Source organism: Nonomuraea sp. NPDC050202 (assembly GCF_040656115.1).
In the GTDB taxonomy this organism is placed as follows: Bacteria; Actinomycetota; Actinomycetes; order Streptosporangiales; family Streptosporangiaceae; genus Nonomuraea.
In genome coordinates this window covers 15,152-34,694 of the sequence record NZ_JBFALF010000019.1, presented here as the reverse complement: position 1 = coordinate 34,694, position 19,543 = coordinate 15,152, and the positions used below count along the sequence as shown (strand labels likewise).

The following is a 19,543-nucleotide window of genomic DNA, read 5'->3' as shown; positions in this document are numbered from 1 at the left end:
TGAGCTGGATCATGCGTATTCCCCGAAGAGGAGCTGAGATGGACTTGGCAGACATCGGCGTCACCGGTCTGGCGACCATGGGGCGCAACCTGGCCCGCAATCTGGCCAGGCACGGGTACGCGGTGGCCGTGCACAACCGGTCGCACAGCCGTACCGAGCAACTGGTGAAGGAGTTCGGCGGGGAGGGCACGTTCATCCCGTCGGAGGACCTCGCCGCCTTCGTGGCCTCGCTGAAGCGGCCACGGCGCGCGATCATCATGGTGAAGGCGGGCGCCGGCACCGACGCGGTGATCGACCAGCTCGCCGACCTGATGGAGCCGGGCGACATGATCGTCGACGGCGGCAACGCGCACTTCGAGGACACGCGGCGGCGCGAGGCGGCGCTGCGCGAGCGCGGCCTGCACTTCGTCGGCACCGGCATCTCCGGCGGTGAGGAGGGCGCGCTGAACGGCCCGAGCATCATGCCGGGCGGCTCGAAGGAGTCGTGGGAGGCGCTGGGCCCGATCCTGCAGGACATCTCGGCCAAGGTGGACGGCGTGCCGTGTTCGGTGCACGTGGGCCCCGACGGCGCCGGGCACTTCGTGAAGATGGTGCACAACGGCATCGAGTATTCGGACATGCAGCTCATCGCCGAGTCGTACGACCTGCTGCGGCAGGCCCTGGGCGCGACGCCGGCGGAGCTGGCCGAGGTGTTCAGGGAGTGGAACCGGGGTGAGCTCGACTCGTACCTGATCGAGATCACCGCCGAGGTGCTCGACCAGGTGGACGCCGAGACGGGCAAGGCGTTCGTGGACGTCGTGGTGGACCAGGCCGAGCAGAAGGGCACTGGCCGGTGGACCGTGCAGAGCGCGCTCGACCTGGGCGTGCCGGTGACGGGCATCGCGGAGGCCACGTTCGCGCGGGCCCTGTCGGGCCACCCGGAGCAGCGTTCGGCGGCGCAGCCGCTGGCCGGGCCGAAGCTGTCCGGGGTCGGCGGGCGCGAGCTGATCGAGGACGTGCGGCAGGCCCTGTACGCCTCCAAGATCGTGGCCTACGCCCAGGGCTTCGACCAGATGGCGGCGGCCTCGAAGGAGTACGGCTGGGACCTCGACCTGGGCGCCATGGCCACGATCTGGCGGGGCGGGTGCATCATCCGGGCCAAGTTCCTGGACCGGATCCGGGAGGCGTACGACGCGAACCCGAACCTGCCGACGCTGCTGGCCGACCCGACGTTCGCGGGCGCGCTGGAGGCGGCGCAGGAGTCGTGGCGGCGCGTGGTCACCACGGCGGTGCAGATCGGCGTGCCGACGCCCGGTTTCTCCTCGGCCCTGGCCTACTACGACGGGCTGCGCCGCGACCGCCTTCCCGCGGCGCTGGTGCAGGGGCTGCGCGACTTCTTCGGCGCGCACACCTACCGCCGGGTGGACAAGGAGGGCGCCTTCCACACCGACTGGTCCGGCGACCGCGCGGAGCGGCCGGCGTAGCCCTCGTCCGCCCGTTCAGCGCCCGCCGATCACCGGGTTGGCGAGCGCCGTCACCACGCAGAAGCCGATGGGCCCGGCGGTGTCGTGCATGGTCACCTGACCTGTGGCGACGCCGCCGGCGCTGACGTGCCCGGTGGACTCGACCCCGACGAGGTCGCCCTCGGGGAGCCTGGCCAGCGTCAGCGTGTAGTCGGCGTTGATGAACCGCAGCCCGTCGCGCTGGGCGTTGGCGAGCGGGCTGGCGAAGTCGGCGGCCAGCGCGGTCCGTACGAACGGGGTCAGCGGCTCGTCGTCCACCAGCGGGTGCTTCTCGCGCATCCAGGCCCGGCCCGGCTCGCCGAAGGGCGTCACCCACCACAGGTCGAACGGCGGCCGCCAGCCGTCGCCCTGCGCCGGCGGCGCGGCGGGCGGCGGCTCGTCCCAGGCGGGGGTGACCAGCGCCCGCTCGCCGTCGGGCTGCTCGCTCTCGCGCAGCAGCACGGCGCCGGCCCGCGCGATCACGCCCTGCTCGGTGGAGATCACGGCGTCGGCCACGCGGATCCTGCGCCCGTCCCTGATCAGCGTGGTCTCCACGGTGACGGGCAACATCGGGCTGTTGCGGAACAAATCGACGGTCAGCCTGGCGAAGCGCAGGCCGGGCTCGGCGTAGCGCTCCTCCAGGGCGCGGGCGGCCAGCCCGCCGAGCAGGCGGCCGTGGAGCATGTCGGGGGACCAGGGGCCGCGGGCGTGGGGCGCGGGGACGAACTCGTCCCGCTTGCGCGTGAAGAACGCTGACGTCACAGAACGATATTCTAGACAGAGATCGGGCGGCTGCCGAGCGCGCGCAGCCGTCCCTCGGGCTCGACCGGCTCCAGCACCTCGAAGTCCACGTCGGGGAAGGCCAGGCGCCCGACCCCGCTCGCCGAGGTGCGGGCGTTCCTCGCCGGGCTGGCCTGAGGCCCGGTGGATCCGTATGCTCCGGTGGATGCGCGATCCAGATGAGGACCCCCGGCCGGTCCGGGGTGCGGTACGCGAGATCCACTCCCTGCGGGAGGCGGTCACCCTGGCCTACTCCCCCGACCTCGACGGCCTGGCCGACCCGGGCGAGATCGTCTGGGCGTGGGTGCCGTACGAGGAGGACCCGGCCCGGGGCAAGGACCGGCCGCTGCTGGTGGTGGGGCGTACGGGGCGGAGGCTGCTGGGCATGATGCTCTCCAGCAAGGGCGGCGACGGGCCCGACTGGCTGGAGGTGGGGGCGTGGGGGCGTGACGGCCGGGTGTCGTACCTGCGGCTGGACCGGGTGTTCGTGCTGGACGAGGACGACATCAGGCGCGAGGGCGCGGTGCTCGACGGCCGGCGGTTCGCCCGGGTCGCGGCCCGGCTCATGAAGAGCCACGGCTGGGGGGCCTGACCGGCGGGACCGGGCCGGTGGCGGGCGCCGCCGGCCCCGCCGAGGTGTGATCATGGTGACCGTGAACACTGACCACGCGAGCCCCGACGACCTCGCCGCACTGCGGGCGGCCTTCCCCGGCGGCGGGCCGCCCCTGGGATGGGACGCCGTCCGCGCCTTCGAGGCCGAGCACGGGATCGTCCTGCCCGAGCCGTACCGCACGTTCGTGGCCGAGATCTGCGACGGCTCCTACACCGGCCCGCCCGACTTCGGGCTGGAGCCGCTGGCCGAGCTGCCCGACGACTGGGGCGACGGCCGGCCCCGGCGGCTGCCGGCCGAGCCGTTCCCGCTGACGCGGCCGTGGGTGTGGGAGGACGACCCGCGCCCGGAGGAGGAGATCGAGGCGCTGCTCGGGCCGGTCTACGACCACGGCTCGATCGTGCTGGGCACGGACGGCTGCGGCATGTACTGGCACCTGATCGTCACCGGCCCCCACCGCGGTCACGTCTGGCAGATCACCGGCGAGGGCGCCGCCCCCTTCGGCGCCGAGTTCGGCCACACCACGGGCGAGCCGGGCTTCGCCGGCTGGGTGCGGCACTGGGCGGACGGCAAGCCCTGGTACGACAAGTGATCCCGGTCGGCCCGCACCCCGGGAACGTCCCGCGCGCCGGCGCCAGGCCGGACCGGCTCACCCGGCTCGCGGCGCGCCGGGCGGAGCTGCCGACGGATCCGGCGAAGAGCCCGGTGAAGGAGCCGATGAAGGAGCCGGCGAAGGAGCCGGTGAAGGGGCCGGGCGTCTGAAGAGCGCGGCGGTGCGCAGGCCGAGCCAGAGCAGCAGCGCGAGCACGCCGACCAGGACGTACTCGATCGCGGGGATCCTGACCGCCTCGCCCGCCGCGGCCCCGAGCTCGCCGCGCAGCCCGTACACGAGCATGGCGGCGGCCACGTAGCAGGCGGCCAGCCCCCACCGGACGGCGGCGGAGAGCCCCAGCCCGTGCATCTGGGTGAGCACGAACACCCCGAGGAAGCCGAACAGGAACATCGGCCACGCCCCGCCGGGGCCGGAGGTCATGACGGCCACCAGCGTGCCGTGCACGGCGACCATGGCCTCCAGGGTGAAGGTCCACCATCGGTTGGTGTGCGCCCTGGTGAGGAAGAGCGAGCCCTGCAGGAGCAGCAGGAACATGTAGAAGAAGCCGATCAGGTGCCCGGAGGTGGCCTCGGCCGGGTGGTACCAGAAGGTGTACACCGCGGCCCAGCTGAACAGGTAGCCGTGGTAGCGGCGGGCGAAGTCGACGACGGCCCGGCCGAGCGGGGCGGGCCTGCCGAGGAAGAGGCCGCGCCGCCGGTTCTCCATGAGCAGCACGGCCACCAGCAGCAGGATCACCGAGCCCTGCGAGCTGAAGATCGACACGTCCTGCGCCAGCCCGTCGTAGAACAGGTGGGTCTGCAGGACGTGCAGGGCGATGAACGCGGTGTTGACGGCCAGCGCGGCCACGTTGACCGGGTGCAGGCCGCCGGTGTAGCGGCGGACCCTGGTCCGGGCGTAGTGGATCAGCCACCAGAACGCGATCTGGTGGGCCGCGTAGCCGAGCCAGGCCGACAGCCGGGTCCAGAGCGTGGGGTCGGGCAGCTTCCAGTAGTACCAGGAGGCGCCCTGGTCGGGCAGCAGCTCGATGCCCTGCAACCGCCCGCCGAGCAGCCAGATCAGCCCGGTCATGGCGGCACTGGCCGCCACGCCGATGAGCAGGGCGCGGCCCGCGCTGACGTTCCGCAGCGCCGTCATGGGAGGACTCCGTTCAAGTATTTCCATCATGGAAACTTTCCATCATGGAATGATAGTGGGCATGACAGCGAACGGGGGCGCGCCTGACGCGTACGAGCTGATGGTGCTGATGAGGGCGCTGAACGTGGAGAGCGACCGGTTCGCCGAACGCTTCGCCGCGCAGCACCGGCTGCACCGTACGGACCTCAACGCCCTCGTCGTCATCCTCGACGCGGCCCGCGCCGGCACCCCGCTCACCCCGGGCGGCCTGGGCGCGGCGCTCAACCTCAGCCCGCCCGCCACCACCGCGCTGATCGACCGGCTGGAGCACGCCGGGCACGTCGAGCGGCGGCGCAGCGCCACCGACCGGCGCAAGGTCGAGGTCACGCTCAACGAGCAGGCCGCCGCGCTCGCCCGCCGCTTCTTCGCCCCGCTCGGACGGCATCTGACGGAGGCGATCGAGGCGTTCACCGCCGAGGAGCGGCAGGTCATCGGGCGCTTCCTGGAGAGCGGCATCAAGGCCACGGCGGCGGCCAGGCTGGAGGCGGGCGGATGAGCACCATCGTGATCCCGGGGGGCACGCGCGGTCTCGGGCTCGGCCTGGCCCGGGCTCTGGTGGAGCGGGGGCACCAGGTCATGGTGTGCGGGAACGACCCCGGGCGGGTACGGGCGGCGGGGGTGGCCGCGCGGGTCGCCGACGTGGCGGATCGCGGCCGGCTCCAGGAGTTGCGGGACAGCGCGGTCGGGGCGTACGGGCGGGTGGACGTGTGGATCAACAACGCGGGGGTCTCGCACGTCCGCGAGCCCGCCTGGCGGCTGCCCGCCGACGAGGCCAGGCAGGTCGTGGACGTCAACCTCGTCGGGGTGCTCAACGGCTGCGCGGTCGCCATCGGCGGCGTGGCGGCGCAGGGCGGCGGGCACGTGGGGAACATGGAGGGGCTCGGCACCGACCGCCGTGGCTGGCGGACCGGGTGGTGAGCCGGGCGCGCAACGGGGCCCGGGTGCGCTGGCCGACACCGGGCAGGATCGCCTGGCGCTTCGCCACGGCCCGCTTCACCCGCCGTGGCCCCTTCACCACCTCCTGAGCGGGGCCGGTCAGGAGGGGAAGACGGCCGCGAGCTCGGGGACGCGGGCGCGGTAGCCGTCCAGCAGCCGCTGGGCCGTCGTCACCGAGTCCACCAGCGGGTGCAGCGCGAACGCCGCCACCGCCAGCCGCGACGACCCCGTCAGCGCCGCCTCGATGGCCGTCTGCTCCACCGCCTTGACCTGCTGCATCAACCCCAGGAAGCGCCCGGGCAGCGGCCCGGTGGCCAGCGGGCGGACGCCGGCGGCGTCCACCGCGCAGGGAACCTCCACGACGGCCTCCTCCGGCAGCCCCGGCACCGCCGTGCCGTTGCGGACGTTGAGGATCATGGTGGCGGGCTCGCCGCGGGCGATGGCGGCCATGAGGGCGAGCGCGATGCCCTCGTACCCGCCCGCCTCCAGGTCGGCGGCCGAGCGCTCGCCGGCGCCCGTGGTGTCGCGGGCCTCGGCCATGTACGTGCTGTCGCGCTCCCTGCGCGCCCGCGCCCACTCGGCCGGCGCCTCCCCCGGGCGGGCCAGCGCGGCGGCGTAGAAGCGGTCCTGCTGCTCCAGCAGCGACTCCCCGCGGGTACACCCCGAGCCGGCCGCCACCGCCTCCCGGGTGAGGTAGTAGTAGTACAGGTACTCGTTCGGCAGCGCCCCCAGCACCCGCACCCAGTCGGGCCCGAGCAGCCGCGCCTCCTCGACCTGCCGCAGCAGGTCGTCGTCGGCGAGCAGCCGGGGCAGCACGTCCCGCCCCTCGAACGTCAGGCCGCGCAGCCAGCCGAGGTGGTTGAGCCCCACGTAGCCGGGCGAGACGCGCGCGGGGTCGAGGCCGAGGGCGGCGGCGGCCCGCCGGACCAGCCCGACGGGCGAGTCGCAGATGCCGATCACGCGGTCGCCGAGCACTCTGCGCATCGCCTCGGTGATCATCCCGGCGGGGTTGGTGAAGTTGATCACCCACGCGTCCGGCGTGAGCGCGGCCACCCGTTCCGCCACCCGGACCGCGACCGGCACCGTACGCAGCCCGAACGCGACCCCGCCCGCCCCGGTCGTCTCCTGCCCGACCAGGCCCAGCTCCAGCGCCACGCGCTCGTCGGCGGTGCGGCCGGCCAGCCCGCCCACCCGGATGGCGGAGAAGACGAAGCTCGCCTCGCGCAGCGCCGTGTCGAGGTCGGTCGTGGTACGCACGACCGGCGGGTCGTCATGGCCCGCGGCCAGGCCGCGCAGCACGTGCGAGATGGCCTCCAGCCGCTCGGGCGACACGTCGTGCAGCACCACCTCCTCCACCCGCGGTCTGGTGGCATCGCGCAGCAGCGCGCCGTACACCAGCGGGACCCGGAACCCCCCGCCGCCGAGAACGGCCAGCCTCATCCTCACCCCTTCACGCCAGCAGGATCTCGGCGCCCGCGGCCGCGCAGGCGCGCAGCGTGGCCTCGTCGGCGCCGTCGTTGGTGACGATCATGTCGATGTCCTCGGGCCCGCACACCCGCAGCGCGCCCGTGCCGGGGAACTTGTGCCGGTCCACCAGCAGCACCACCTGCCCCGCCGCCGCGATCATGGCCCGCTTGAGCGGCACCTCGGCCAGCGTGGTGTCCACGAGCTGCCCGTCGGGGCGCACCCCGCTGGCGCCCAGGAACACCCGGTCGGCCACCACCTGGCTCAGCGCGGCCTCGGTCAGCACCCCGACCAGCGAGTGGTACGCCCTGCGCACCATGCCGCCGAGCAGCAGCAGCTCCACCTCGGGGTCGGAGCGCAGCACGTCGAGGACGGCGAGGCTGGAGGTGACGACGGTGACCCGGCGCCCGCGCAGCCGCCTGGCCAGCCGCATCGTCGTCGTGCCGATGTCGAGCAGGACCACGTCGCCGTCGGCGACGAGCCGCGCGGCGCGGGCGGCCACCGCCTCCTTGTCCTGCTCGTCCGCGCCGGCCACCTCGGCGAACGGCCGGTGGGCGTCGGCGTCGGCGCAGGGCAGCTCCGGGCAGGGCAGCGCGCCGCCCCTGACCCGGCGCAGGGTGCCGTCGCGGTCGAGCACCTCGAGGTCCCTGCGGATGGTGGACGGGCTCACGCCGAGCTGGCTGGCGAGATCGCGCACGCTCGTGGCGCCTGACGTGCGGACGCGGCGCATGATCTCGGCATGCCGGAGGCGCTGGAGCACAGCGGGATCCTATCAGTCAAATTCGCGCAGAAGTAAGCATCATGCACTTGAAGTGTTCGAGCAAACGTGCAAGATTGCGCACAACCGACGGTGTGTCGAGGAGGACCTATTCCCGTGTCTGTCCAGGCGTACGACCCTCTCGCCGGCGAGCGCACCCCGGAGGGTCCGCAGTTCGACGTCTTCCTGGCCGGCACCGTCTTCCTGGACATCATCTTCACCGGCCTGCCGGCCATGCCCGCCGCCGGCACGGAGATCTGGGCCGAGGGCATGGGCTCGTGCCCCGGCGGCATCGCCAACCTGGCCATCGCGACCAGCCGGCTGGGGCTGCGCACGTCGCTGGCCGCCGCGTTCGGCGACGACGACTACGGCGACTTCTGCTGGCGCACGCTGGAGCAGCAGGAGGCGGTGGACCTGTCCAGGTCCAGGCGGTTCGAGCACTGGCACTCGCCGGTGACGGTCTCCATGGCGGTCGACCGCGACCGCAGCATGGTCACGCACGGCCATCCCGCCCCCATGCCGGCCTCCGAGATGATCGGCTCCCCGCCGCGCTCCCGCGCGGTGATCGTGAGCCTGTCGGCCGAGGAGCCGCTGGGCGAGCCCGGCAGCGCGCGCAACTGGGCGGAGCTGGCGCGCCGCGAGGGCTCGCTCGTCTTCGCCGACGTGGGCTGGGACCCGTCGGGCGCCTGGTCGCGCTCGGTGCTCGACCAGCTCGACGTCTGCCACGCGTTCATGCCGAACGCGACCGAGGCGATGGCCTACACCGGCACGGACACGCCCAGGGACGCGCTGTACGCGATCGCCGACAAGGTGCCGCTGGCCGTGGTGACCGACGGGCCCAACGGCGCCATGGCGATCGACTCGACGACGGGCGAGGAGGCGTTCGTGCCCGCGCCCCGGGTGACGGCGCTCGACCCGACGGGCGCGGGCGACGTGTTCGGCGCCGGGATCGTGCTCGGCACGCTGTGCCACTGGCCGCTGGCCGACCGGCTGGCGTTCGCCGGGGTGTGCGCGGCGCTGGCGGTGCAGCAGTTCGGCGGCTCGCTGGCCGCGCCCGGGTGGGGCGACATCGCCGACTGGTGGCACGAGGTGCGGGCCGCCGCCGACCACAGCGGCGCGTACGGCAACGCGCTGGCCCGCCGCTACGCCTTCCTCGAACGGCTGGTGCCGTCCGTCCCGGTGGGGGCCGTGCGCCGCGCCGCCGCCACCATCGCCCGGTACGCCGACGTCGGCATGGTGCCGGCCGTACCGGGGAAGCGGGCGGACCAGACCGTGACCCACCCCGCCGGCGAGAACCCCTCCGGCGACGGGGACCCGGATGCGCCTCGCGCGCCCGCGCAGAAGGAGTAAGCCGTTGACCCCCCACAAGCGACAGCCGCACGAGGCCGGAGCGCCGGCCCGGACCCCGCAGCAGGGCGTCAGGGCACCGGCCCGGACCCCGCGAAGGCGCGTCAGGGCGCTGGCCCTGGCCGCCGCGGGCGTGGTGGCCGTGTGCTCGGCCGCGTGCGCGCCCGGCTCCTCCGCCCCTCCGCCCTCCTCGCCCCGGGTGACCGCCACGGCCGTCCGCACCGACGCCGCCGCGCTCGGGAACGTCACCCTGACCGTCTGGGACCAGGAGGTCCGCGGCGGCCAGGCCGCCCAGATGGAGAAGCTCAACGCCGCCTTCCAGGCCAAGTACCCCAACATCAAGCTCAACAGGGTCTCCCGCTCCTTCGACGACCTGAACACCACGCTGCGGCTGGCGCTGAGCGGCAACGAGCCGCCCGACGTGGTGGAGGCCAACAACGGCCGCTCCTCCATGGGGGCGTTCGTCAAGGCGGGCCAGCTCCGCCCGCTGGACGCCTACGCCGAGGCGTACGGCTGGAAGCAGCGCTACCCGGAGTCGGTGCTGCGCTACTCGCGCTACAGCGCCGACGGCAAGCTCTTCGGCGAGGGCAACCTGTACGGCCTGCCGCAGGTCGGCGAGGTCGTCGGGGTCTTCTACAACGCCGCCAAGCTGAAGGGGCTCGGGCTGGAGCCGCCGAGGACGTGGGCCGAGTTCGAGACGGCCCTGGGCAAGGCGAAGACGGCCGGCGAGGTGCCCCTGCAGTTCGGCAACCTCGACAAGTGGCCGGCCGTGCACGTGTTCGGCACCGTGCAGGGCCGCACCGTGCCGCCGGACCAGATCGGCACGCTCGCCTTCGGCCGCAAGGGCGCCTCCTGGAACACGCCCGAGAACGTCGAGGCCGCCGAGCAGCTCGTGAGCTGGGTGGACAAGGGGTACTTCGCCAAGGGCTTCAACGGGCAGGGGTACGACGCGGCGTGGCAGGCGTTCGGCAAGGGGCAGGGCGTCTTCCTGATCGCGGGCACCTGGCTGCTGGCCGACCTGCATAAGGCGCTCGGCGCGGACCTCGGGTTCATGCTGCCGCCCGGCGCCACGGCCGACGCCGCCCCGGTGGCGACCGGGGGGACGGGGCTGCCGTTCGCGATCACGGCCAAGAGCCCGCACCCGGACGCGGCGGCGGCGTACATCGACTTCATCACCGACGCCGAGGCGATGAAGGTGCTCGCCGAGACCGGCAACCTGCCGGTCGCCGACACCTCCGCGCAGACGGTGGCGGAGGGGCCGCAGAAGGACGTGTTCACCGCGTTCGGGACGGTGAGCGGGAAGGACGGGCTGGTGCCGTACCTCGACTACGCCACCCCCACCTTCGCCGACACCCTCGGCGCGGCCCTGCAGGACCTGCTCGCCAAGAAGGCGGCGCCGCAGGAGTTCCTCGCCACCCTGGAGAAGGACTACAAGACCTTCGCCGAGAGCAACGGCTGAACATGGCGGCACCCCCCGGCGAGCCCCGTCGCGTCGCCTACCTGTACCTGCTGCCCGCCTTCGCCGTCTACGCGCTGTTCCTGCTGTATCCGATCGGCCGGGCCGTGCAGATCTCCCTGTACGACTGGGACGGCCTGTCGCTCGGCACCTGGGCCGGGCTGGACAACTACGTGGCCATCGTCGCGGACGAGGGGCTGCGGGCGGCGTTCGCGCACGCCCTGGTGCTGATCGTGTTCTACGCCGCCGGGCCGCTGGTCATCGGGCTGGCGCTGGCCGCGATACTCAACCACGCCAAGGTGCGCGGGCTGGGGTTCTTCCGCACCGTCGTGTTCCTGCCGCAGGTGATCGCCATGGTGGTGGTGGCGGTGGCGTGGCGGCGCGTGTACGCGCCCGACGGCTCGCTCAACTCGCTGCTCGGCGCACTCGGGCTGGACTCGCTGACGCGCGGCTGGCTGGGCGACTACACGTTCGCGCTGCCCGCGGTGGGGGTGGTCGGCACGTGGTTCGAGACGGGGCTGGTGACGGTGCTGCTGCTGGCCGGGATGAGCCGCATCCCCCTGTCGCTGTACGAGGCGGCGCGGCTGGACGGGGCCGGGGCGTGGCGGGAGTTCCTCGCGGTGACGCTGCCGTCGGTGCGCGCGGAGATCGCGGTGGCGCTGACGCTGACGGTGATCGCCGCGCTGCGCACGTTCGACCTGGTGTACGTCACCACGCGCGGCGGGCCGGGCGACTCGACCTCGGTGCCGTCGTACGAGGTCTACCACCGGGCCTTCGGGCTGGGACAGGTCGGCTCGGCGGCGGCGATCGGGGTCACGCTCACTGTGGTGATCTTCGTGATCTCGTTCGGCATCAACCGCTTCGCGGACAGGAGGATCACGTGAACCCGCGTTGTCGTACGTACGGGAGCGCGCGTCGCACTCGCGGGAGGGCGGGTCGCACTCGCGGGAGGGCGGGTCGCATGCTTGAGAGGCCCGGTCGCCGGCACGGGAGGGCTTCGTGATCTCGCGTGGGGAGCGGGTGGCCAACTACGTCATCCTGTCGGTGTTCGCCGCCTTCGCCCTCTACCCGATCGTCGTGATCCTGTCGGCGGCGCTCGGCCCGGCCGACAGCGGCGGCACGGCCGGCCTCGCGAACTTCGCGGCCGCCTGGGAGATCGGCCGGTTCGGTTCCTACCTGCGCACCAGCCTGGCCGTGTCGGTGTTCGTCGTGGTCGTCAGCGTGGTGCTGTCCATCATGAGCGGGTACGCGTTCGGCACGATGCGCTTCCGCGGCAGGTCCCTGCTGTTCTACCTGTTCATGCTCGGGATCATGATGCCGAGCGAGGCCGTGGCGGTGCCACTCTACTTCGACCTGCGCTCGCTCGGGCTGATCGACACGTTCTGGTCGATCTCGCTGCCGCAGGTGGCGCTGTCGGTGGCGTTCGGCACGTTCTGGATGCGGGCGTACTTCCTGGCCTCGAACCGGGCGATCGTCGAGGCGGCCCGCATCGACGGCGCGTCGAGCTGGCGCATCCTGTGGCAGGTGCTGCTCCCCTCCGCGCGGCCCGCGGTGGTCACGCTGACCGTGCTCGTGCTCATGTGGACGTGGAACGAGTTCCTCATCCCGCTGATCATGGTGACCAGCGAGTCGTTGCGTACGGCGCCGCTGGGGCTGGCCTTCTTCCAGGGGCAGTACACCTCCGGCTTCACCCTGCTGGCGGCCGGTTCGGTCATCGTGGCCACGCCTGTCGTGATCTTCTACCTGTTCCTCCAGCGCCACTTCGTCCGCGGGCTGCTCCAGGGGGCGGTCCGCGAGTAACCGGGAGGTTCCGATGCACACCAGCACTCCCACCGGACCCGCGCCCCGCACCCGTGCCCGGCGCGGCCCGGCGGCGCTGGCCGTCGCGGCCGCGCTCGCCCTCACGCTCACCCCTGCCGTCCCGGCCGCCGCGCTCACACCCGCCGTCCCGGCCGCGCTCACGGATGGAGTCCCCGCCGCCGGGGCCGCGTCGCCCGTGGACCTCGACGCGTTGTTCATCGGCGCTCACCCCGACGACGAGGCGTTCACTCTGTCCACCCTCGGCCAGTGGGACGAGGACCACGACGTGCGTACCGGCGTCGTCACCGTCACCAGGGGCGAGGGCGGCGGGAACGCCGTCGGTCCCGAGGAGGGCCCGGCGCTCGGGCTGCTGCGCGAGGCCGAGGAGCGGACGGCGGTGGGGAAGGCGGGCGTGAGCGAGGTGTTCAACCTCGACGACGTCGACTTCTACTACACGGTCAGCGCCCCGCTGACCGACCAGGTGTGGGGTGGCGACACCCTGGAGAAGGTGGTGCGGCTCGTCCGCCTGACCCGTCCGGAGATCCTGCTCACCATGGACCCGGCCCCCACCCCGGGCAATCACGGCAACCACCAGGAGGCCGCCCGGCTGGCCGTCGAGGCGTTCTACACGGCGGCCGACCCCAAGGCGTTCCCCGAGCAGATCGGCGAGGAGGGCCTGCGTCCCTTCGCGCCGTCGCGCCTGCTCACCGGCGGCGCGCGTGGCACCTCGCGAACCGGCCCCGACTGCGCCTCGACGTTCCGTCCCGCGAACGCGGCGCAGAACGTGTTCGGCGTGTGGAGCGGGCGCCCCTCGCCGAGCCGGGGCAGAACCTGGGCTGCCGTGGAACGGGAGGCGCAGCGTGTCTACGCCTCCCAGGGCTGGGCCGGCTTCCCCGACGTGCCGTCCGATCCCGCCCAGCTCGGCTGCGACTTCTTCACGCAGGTGGACGCGCGGGTGCCGTTCCCGGAGCCGGGCAGCCCCGCCGCCGCGGCCCCGACGGCCATCCTCGACGGCGCGCTGACCAGGGCGAGCGGCACGGCACCGCTCGGCACCCTGCTCGGCCTGCGTACCAGCGCGTTCGACGTGCGCCCTGGCACGCCGTTCACGGTCGAGGTCTCGGTGAAGGCGCCGCCCCGCGAGCCGCTCGGCCGCTCGTCGGTGGCGCTGCGCGTCCCGGAGGGCTGGCAGGTCACCGCCGGCAGCGCGAACCTGGGCCGGTTGGCCGCCGGGCGGAGTGGCTCGGCGGTGTTCAAGGTGACCCCGCCGTCGCAGGCCGCTCTCGGCCGGGCGCGCATCGCGGCCACGCTCACCACCGAGCGGGGCGGCGGCTACACCGACCGGCAGGTCGAGGTCGTCCGCTCCGTACGGGCCGCGCAGCAGCCGCTCCCCCAGGTGGCGCAGTACGAGGAGTGGACCACCGAGACGGGCGTGCCGCAGCTGCGCGGCCTGGTCACCCCCGTCCTCACCCTCCCGTCGGGCGGCACCAGGCAGGTCGGCGTCGTGGTCACGAACGTCAGCGACACGCCCGCCTCCGGCACCGTACGCGTGGACCTGCCGCCGGGCTTCACGGCCGACCGGGCGCAGGCGTCGTACACCGGCCTGGCGGCGGGAGCGGCGACCACGCTGCCGTTCACCGTCACCAACTCCGACCCCACCCTGAAGACCTCCAACGAGGGCGGCGACTACGCCTACACCCTCACCACCACCAGCGCGGACGGCAGCACCACCAGCCGCCCCGCCCTGGAGCTGGTCCCGGCCGCCACCGTGCCGCAGGCGTCCGCCGCTCCCGCCGTGGACGGCGCCGAGGCGGGCGGCGAGTACGGCGGCCCCGCCCTGGACATCTCCCGCCTCTGGGAGGGCACCGCGTGCTCCTCGGCGGCCGACTGCTCCGGCACGGCCAAGCTGACCTGGCACGACGACACGCTGTACGTGCTGGTGCACGTGCGGGACGACGTTCCCGGCACGCGGCTGGCCGCCTCCGACTGCAAGCGGCACTGGCGTACCGACTCCGTGGAGGTCACCCTCGACCCGCGCGGCACCTCCGAGAACACCTCCACCACCTTCAAGACCGCGGTGCTGCCGGCAACCGCCGAGGGCCCGCCCTGCCATCTCCGCGACGCCGACAACCGCCAGGGGCCCGGCGAGGAGACGGCCCCGGGGATGCGGGTGGCCTCGAAGGTCTCCGCCGGGGAGTACACGGTGGAGATGTCCATCCCCCTCGCGGTCCTGCCCGGCGCCGTCGACCCGGGCCACCTGGGGCTGAACATCCTGGTCTACGACTCCGACACCCAGGACAGGACCGGCCAGACCCGCATCGGCTGGTCGACGTGGGGCGGCGTGCAGGGCGACCCCTACCGGTGGGGCGTGGCCACCCTGCCCGGATACCGGCCCCCGCCCGACCGCCCGACCACCCCGCCGGACCCGGTCATCCCGGACACGGCCCTGTCGAGCCTGGACTCGCCGCAGTCACTGGAGCAGTCCGTACGGGTGCACGTCCCGCCCTCGGGCGCCGCGGCCCCGCCCGCGCAGACCGGCCGCGCCGTGTCCGCCTCCGCCACCGGCGGGCGTGACGCGGTGAAGGTCACCCTGCGGGCCGCCTCGCGCGGTGAGGCCCACCTGTTCGTCCGGGACGGGCGGGGCACCGCGGGCAGCCGCGTCGTCACGATCTCCGCCAAGGGCACCACGACCGTCACCGTCCCCTTGACCCGTGCTCTGGACACGCGCCCGACGGTGGTGGCCGGCTGGCAGGCCCCTGACGGCGGGACGGCGGCCTCCCGGGTGCCCGTGCGGTGAGCTCGGGGTAGGCGTGCGAGCGCCCACCCCGCCCGGCGCACCTGTCCGGGCGGGGCTGCCCCACCGCCCACACGGAGCGAGCACCTGCCACGCCCCCACCAGGACGGCTGGCGGGGTGGCGCGAGTGGCGGCCCGCGCGGTGGCGGCCCGCGCGGTGGCGGCCCGCGCGGTGGCGGCCCGCGCGGTGGCGGCCCGCGCGGTGGCGGCCCGCGCGGTGGCGGCGCGGCGTCGTGACAGCGCGTTCCCGGACGCGAGCAGTGCAGCGTGTTCCCCACACAGGCGGTGGAGGCGCGTTCCCGGACGCGGATGGTGGGTGCGCCGCGTTCACCAACACGAGCAGCGCCACGGCGCGTCCACGATTCGCGAGCAGCGCCGCGGTGCCGGGAACGCGCCGGACGCGGCGCTACCGCTGGCAGCGTCCGAAGTCCACCACGAACGTGCCCCCGCCGCCGGCCCCCGCACCGGCCGGGTCCGCCGCGCCCGCCGCCGCGCCGGCACCGACGTCCACCAGGGTCGGGCTCAGGACGATCTGGCGGTGCCCGTACGTGCTGACGTGCACCCACCAGTGCACGGCGGCCCTCGGCGTGCCGGAGCCGCCCCACCCGGTGTACGTGGTCTCCGCGTACGCCCACGACAGCGGGTTCGGGCAGTAGCCGGCGGCCGTGATGCGGCTTCCCGGGGTGGAGCCGGTCTGCGGGTTGGTGTGCGAGTTCGCGCCCGGCCGCCACCACTTCAGCCGGGCGGCGGCGTCGGCGTGCGAGGCCGCGGCGGCGTCCAGGGCGCTGTTGCGGGTGAGCGGGCGGAGCCCGGCCGCGGCCCGCTCGGCGTCGATGAGGCAGAGCACCGCTTGGCGCACCATGGCGATGTTGCCGCTCTGCGGGGCCGTGTCGTAGTACGCCGCCGCGACGTCGCATCCGATCCCTGCCGTGGCCGAAGTCCGCGCCTCGCCGCTGAGCGCCGGAACGCCCAACGCGACACCGCCCGCGCCGGCCGAAGCCATGCCACTGAGCGCCGCAACACCCGACCCGGCACCACCCGCGGCGGCTGAAGCCGTGCCGCCGAGCGCCGGAGCGCCCGACGCGACGGCGCCCGCGGTGGCCGCCGCTGCGAGAAGGCGCAGGGTGCGTCGTCGTGCCCGGGTCTTGACGAATGGCGAAAGGTCACTCATGAGGACCCCTTCTGCTTGGGTCCTCCAGTGATAAGGCCGGCCCCGGGGTGCGGGCATGAGTAGCCCTTACTCAGAAGGCGGAGCCGGCCGAAGGCGAGCAGCCGCCCTCATGCGCCCGTCATCAGGAGATCCGGCACCCGTTCCCTGACAGGGTGCCGTTCCACGGGAAGATGTAGCCGCACACGTAGGTGCCCGCCGCGGGGCCGAACCGGATGATGACGGTCACGTCCACGTACCCTGCCCCGCTGCACCCCCAGCCGGTCAGCGTGTACGCGTCCCCCGCCGGGCTGCGTTCCCCGGAGAAACACTCGTGGGAGCCGTCCGCCCGAGCGGGGGCGGCGAGCACGGACAGGGCCAGAACGGCGATTCCCGCCGCACTGGCGGCACGTCGTCGGAAGGTCATGTCCTGACCGTAGAAGCCGCCGCCGCAGGCACCTAGATGCGATTCATCACCTCCGCATGTGCATTTCTCATCCGCGCTCACTCCCGGTTGTTGAGCCGGTACGAGCAGATCATGGCGACCAGGATGACGGCGCACATCGCGATGCTGAACGCCTTCATCGAGATCGTCGCCGCGGCCAGGCACACCGCCCCCGCGGCGATGGACAGCACGACCACCAGAGCGTTCCTGCTGATGCGGGGCCTGTCCGGCTCGGGTGGCGGGTACACCGCCGTCATCGGGAGCGGCTCCCATGAGGTGCCGCATTCCGGGCATTGCCACGGCCTGTAGCTCATGGAGTCGGGGCGCATGCACTGGTGGCTCACTCGGCACTTCCTCCGCGGTCTCGTCACTGCCGGGGCTGTGCCGCGCGTTCGCGGCGCCCACGGCCGTACGGTAGAGCATCGGAGCGACATGACGATCACCGCCGGGCCTCGACCGGGGCCGGTCAGGGAAGTGGGACGAGGTCCAGCTCGCGCATGACGAACGCCAGCCAGTAGGCCTGCTGCTCGACGATCGCGGTCCAGGCCGTCCCGCCGTGCCCCGCCCCCGGCCACACCCGCAGCAGCACCGGATGCGGGGACGTCGTGGCGGCCTGGGCGCGGGCGGCGAACTTGCGGGAGTGCCAGGCGGGGCAGCGCGGGTCGTTGGCGCCCGCGTCGAGGAGGATCGCCGGGTACGGGGTGCCGGGCCGCACGTGGTGGTACGGCGAGTAGGCCATGAGCACGGGGGCGTCGGCGGGGTCGTTCGGGTTGCCGTACTCCGACAGGGTCGCGGCCGTGCCGACCGGGTCGCGGGCGACGCGCATCAGGTCCAGCTTCGGCGCGCCGCACACCACCGCCCGCCACAGGGCCGGCCGTTGCGTGACCGCCACGCCGGCGAGCAGGCCGCCGTTGGAGGCGCCCTGCACGGCCAGCCGGTCGGGGGCGGTGATCCCGTCGGCGATGAGCCGCTCGGCGATGGCGTACAGGTCGTCGAAGCTGTTCTGCTTGGCGTGCAGCCGCCCGCCCTCCCACCACTGCAGTCCGAACTCGCCGCCGCCGCGCACGTGGGCGTGCGCGTACACGCCGCCCGCCTCGACGAACGCCGCAACCGGCCCCAGGTAGGAGGCCAGCTCGGCGACGTTGAAGCCGCCGTACCCGTGGATGAGCGCGGGCTGCGGGCGCGAGCGGTCGAGGCCGGCGCGGTGGACGAGGGTGCAGGGCACGCGGGTGCCGTCGGCCGAGGTGGCCCAGATCCGGGTGGTGACCAGGCCCTGCAGGGTGTGGCCCGCTCCTTGCAGCTTGGTCAGCACGCCGGTGTCGAGGGCGTAGTGGTAGACCGCCGGGGACTGCGTGTAGGAGGTGTAGCTGAAGGTGATGGCGTCCTCGCAGCCGATGACCTGGTCCATCACGCCGAGGGCGATGACGCCCTGGGCGACGGAGCTGACCGAGCCGGGGCCGGGGAGCGGCACCTCGCCGAGCTCCTTGCCGTCGAGGTCCAGGATGCGGATGCGGGAGACGGTGTCGACCAGCTCGCCGAGGACCAGCCGGTCACCTGCCGGCGTGACGCCGGTGAGCACGGTGTCGCCTCCGGGGATCAGCTCGGTCCAGGAGGCGGGGTCGCCGGGGCTGTCCAGCGGGATGCGGACCAGCCGGCCGCGCGGGGCGCCCGCCGTGGTGACGGCCACGTAGGAGTCGCCGGCGAGCACGCCCTTGTAGAGGTGCTCGGTGTCGGTGATGAACTCCCGCCACTGCCAGGACGGCGGCCCGCTCCCGCCCGCCGGTTCCTCGATGCGGGCGAGGAAGTGCGGCCGGGGGCGCAGGTGGTCGACCTGGATGAGGGCCCACCGGCCGTCGCGGGAGATCTTGGGGACGGCGAACATGTGCGGGATGTCCAGCGGCTCGGGCTCGGTGGGCGGGGGCTGCCCGAGGCGGTGGAAGAACAGCCGCCAGCGCAGCGGCATCCGGGCCGCCGCCGGACCGGCCCCGGCCGCGCGGTCCGGCCTGGCCGCCTCGCCGGAGCCCGCCCCGGCCATGCGGTCCGCCCCGGCCATGCGGTCCGGCTCGGCCGTACGGTCCGGCTCGGCCGCCTGGCCGGAGGCCGTCCTGGGCGCGGGGTCCGGGTCGGCGTTGGCCATGTAGAAGAACCCGGTGCTGTCCGGCAGCCAGGCCACCAGGCCGGGGCGCTGCTGCGGCACGCCGTCCAGCAGCACCTTGCCCGTGTCGATGTCGATCACCTTGAGCTCGGGCAGCTCCCGGCCGGCCGCGTCGAGCGAGTACGCCAGCAGCCGCCCGTCGGGCGAGGGCTGCGGGCTCATCCGCAGCGGGGTGCCGCCGGTGTACAGCTCGTTCAGGTCGATCACCGTGCGCCAGGGGCCGGTGACGTCGTCGGCGGCCTCCAGCACCATGAGGTCGCGCCCGTCCGGGACGCGCCCGCGGAACCACCGCGGCCCGTACCGGACGGGCACCACGAGGTTGCGCGCGTCCATCTGCTCGACCAGCTCGCCGACGCGGGCGGCGAGGCGGTCGTAGTGCGGCCAGGCGTGCACGTGGGAGCGGGCCAGCTCGTCCTGGGCCCGCTGCCATGCGGCCACGCCGTCGCCGTCGTCGTCCTCCAGCCACTGGTACGGGTCGTCGAACACCAGCCCGCCGACCTCGTTCCGCTCCGGCCGCGCGGGCGCGGCGGGACAGGACATGCTCATGTGAATCTCCTTGCCGACGGTCGAAGCCTGAGGAAGGGACGC

At 73.8% G+C, this 19,543-nt stretch carries 18 protein-coding genes; 10 read left to right on the top strand and 8 right to left on the bottom strand.

Annotated features, from left to right (window positions below; genetic code table 11):
• The first annotated feature begins 38 nt into the window (after positions 1-38).
• Positions 39-1,463, top strand: a complete 1,425-nt coding sequence (gene gndA / locus AB0I79_RS37690) for an NADP-dependent phosphogluconate dehydrogenase (protein ID WP_357884065.1) — start codon at positions 39-41, stop codon at positions 1,461-1,463.
• A 15-nt stretch (positions 1,464-1,478) separates the two neighbouring features.
• On the opposite strand, the gene AB0I79_RS37685 is transcribed toward gndA, so the two are convergent.
• Positions 1,479-2,243 carry an acyl-CoA thioesterase domain-containing protein gene (locus tag AB0I79_RS37685; protein ID WP_357884063.1) on the bottom strand — a complete coding sequence of 255 codons (765 nt, stop codon included), beginning with the start codon at positions 2,241-2,243 and terminating at the stop codon, positions 1,479-1,481.
• 184 nt (positions 2,244-2,427) lie between these two features.
• Between AB0I79_RS37685 and AB0I79_RS37680 the strand changes: the two genes are divergently transcribed.
• Positions 2,428-2,853, top strand: a complete 426-nt coding sequence (locus tag AB0I79_RS37680; protein ID WP_357884061.1) for a type II toxin-antitoxin system PemK/MazF family toxin — start codon at positions 2,428-2,430, stop codon at positions 2,851-2,853.
• Between the two features lie 61 nt (positions 2,854-2,914).
• Complete coding sequence (locus AB0I79_RS37675; protein WP_357884059.1) at positions 2,915-3,463, top strand: SMI1/KNR4 family protein; 549 nt, start codon at positions 2,915-2,917, stop codon at positions 3,461-3,463.
• A 57-nt stretch (positions 3,464-3,520) separates the two neighbouring features.
• On the opposite strand, the gene AB0I79_RS37670 is transcribed toward AB0I79_RS37675, so the two are convergent.
• Complete coding sequence (locus AB0I79_RS37670; protein WP_357884057.1) at positions 3,521-4,618, bottom strand: hypothetical protein; 1,098 nt, start codon at positions 4,616-4,618, stop codon at positions 3,521-3,523.
• 61 nt (positions 4,619-4,679) lie between these two features.
• Between AB0I79_RS37670 and AB0I79_RS37665 the strand changes: the two genes are divergently transcribed.
• Positions 4,680-5,153 (top strand): MarR family transcriptional regulator, encoded by a 474-nt coding sequence (locus AB0I79_RS37665; RefSeq protein WP_357884055.1) that lies wholly within the window; start codon positions 4,680-4,682, stop codon positions 5,151-5,153.
• The gene (locus AB0I79_RS37660; protein WP_357884053.1) at positions 5,150-5,575 is read left to right on the top strand and encodes an SDR family oxidoreductase; all 426 of its coding nucleotides are present in this window, start codon (positions 5,150-5,152) and stop codon (positions 5,573-5,575) included. The genes AB0I79_RS37665 and AB0I79_RS37660 overlap by 4 nt, the downstream gene beginning before the upstream one ends.
• 117 nt (positions 5,576-5,692) lie before the next feature.
• On the opposite strand, the gene AB0I79_RS37655 is transcribed toward AB0I79_RS37660, so the two are convergent.
• A complete protein-coding gene (locus AB0I79_RS37655) occupies positions 5,693-7,033 on the bottom strand; it encodes a 6-phospho-beta-glucosidase (RefSeq protein WP_357884051.1) in 1,341 nt (446 codons plus the stop codon).
• A gap of 10 nt (positions 7,034-7,043) precedes the next feature.
• Positions 7,044-7,817 carry a DeoR/GlpR family DNA-binding transcription regulator gene (locus tag AB0I79_RS37650; protein ID WP_357884049.1) on the bottom strand — a complete coding sequence of 258 codons (774 nt, stop codon included), beginning with the start codon at positions 7,815-7,817 and terminating at the stop codon, positions 7,044-7,046.
• Between the two features lie 114 nt (positions 7,818-7,931).
• On the opposite strand from AB0I79_RS37650, the gene AB0I79_RS37645 reads away from it, so the two are divergent.
• The 5 genes from AB0I79_RS37645 to AB0I79_RS37625 all read left to right on the top strand — a co-directional run bounded on the left by AB0I79_RS37645 (position 7,932) and on the right by AB0I79_RS37625 (position 15,211).
• On the top strand, positions 7,932-9,164 hold the full coding sequence (locus tag AB0I79_RS37645) for a PfkB family carbohydrate kinase (protein ID WP_357884047.1): 1,233 nt from the start codon (positions 7,932-7,934) through the stop codon (positions 9,162-9,164).
• 4 nt (positions 9,165-9,168) lie between these two features.
• Positions 9,169-10,620, top strand: a complete 1,452-nt coding sequence (locus AB0I79_RS37640; protein ID WP_357884045.1) for an extracellular solute-binding protein — start codon at positions 9,169-9,171, stop codon at positions 10,618-10,620.
• Between the two features lie 2 nt (positions 10,621-10,622).
• On the top strand, positions 10,623-11,501 hold the full coding sequence (locus AB0I79_RS37635) for a sugar ABC transporter permease (protein WP_357884043.1): 879 nt from the start codon (positions 10,623-10,625) through the stop codon (positions 11,499-11,501).
• A 115-nt stretch (positions 11,502-11,616) separates the two neighbouring features.
• Entirely contained in the window at positions 11,617-12,417 is an 801-nt protein-coding gene (locus AB0I79_RS37630) for a carbohydrate ABC transporter permease (RefSeq protein ID WP_357884041.1), read from the top strand.
• A gap of 13 nt (positions 12,418-12,430) precedes the next feature.
• Positions 12,431-15,211, top strand: a complete 2,781-nt coding sequence (locus tag AB0I79_RS37625) for a sugar-binding protein (protein WP_357884039.1) — start codon at positions 12,431-12,433, stop codon at positions 15,209-15,211.
• A gap of 403 nt (positions 15,212-15,614) precedes the next feature.
• Here the strand turns inward: AB0I79_RS37625 and AB0I79_RS37620 are convergent, their stop codons facing one another.
• The 4 genes from AB0I79_RS37620 to AB0I79_RS37605 all read right to left on the bottom strand — a co-directional run bounded on the left by AB0I79_RS37620 (position 15,615) and on the right by AB0I79_RS37605 (position 19,501).
• Positions 15,615-16,379, bottom strand: a complete 765-nt coding sequence (locus tag AB0I79_RS37620) for a CAP domain-containing protein (RefSeq protein WP_357884037.1) — start codon at positions 16,377-16,379, stop codon at positions 15,615-15,617.
• A gap of 121 nt (positions 16,380-16,500) precedes the next feature.
• Positions 16,501-16,782: a hypothetical protein gene (locus AB0I79_RS37615; RefSeq protein WP_357884035.1), complete on the bottom strand. Its 282-nt coding sequence runs from the start codon at positions 16,780-16,782 to the stop codon at positions 16,501-16,503.
• A 77-nt stretch (positions 16,783-16,859) separates the two neighbouring features.
• Entirely contained in the window at positions 16,860-17,057 is a 198-nt protein-coding gene (locus tag AB0I79_RS37610; RefSeq protein WP_357884033.1) for a hypothetical protein, read from the bottom strand.
• A gap of 209 nt (positions 17,058-17,266) precedes the next feature.
• On the bottom strand, positions 17,267-19,501 hold the full coding sequence (locus AB0I79_RS37605) for a prolyl oligopeptidase family serine peptidase (RefSeq protein WP_357884031.1): 2,235 nt from the start codon (positions 19,499-19,501) through the stop codon (positions 17,267-17,269).
• Between the last annotated feature and the right edge of the window lie 42 nt (positions 19,502-19,543).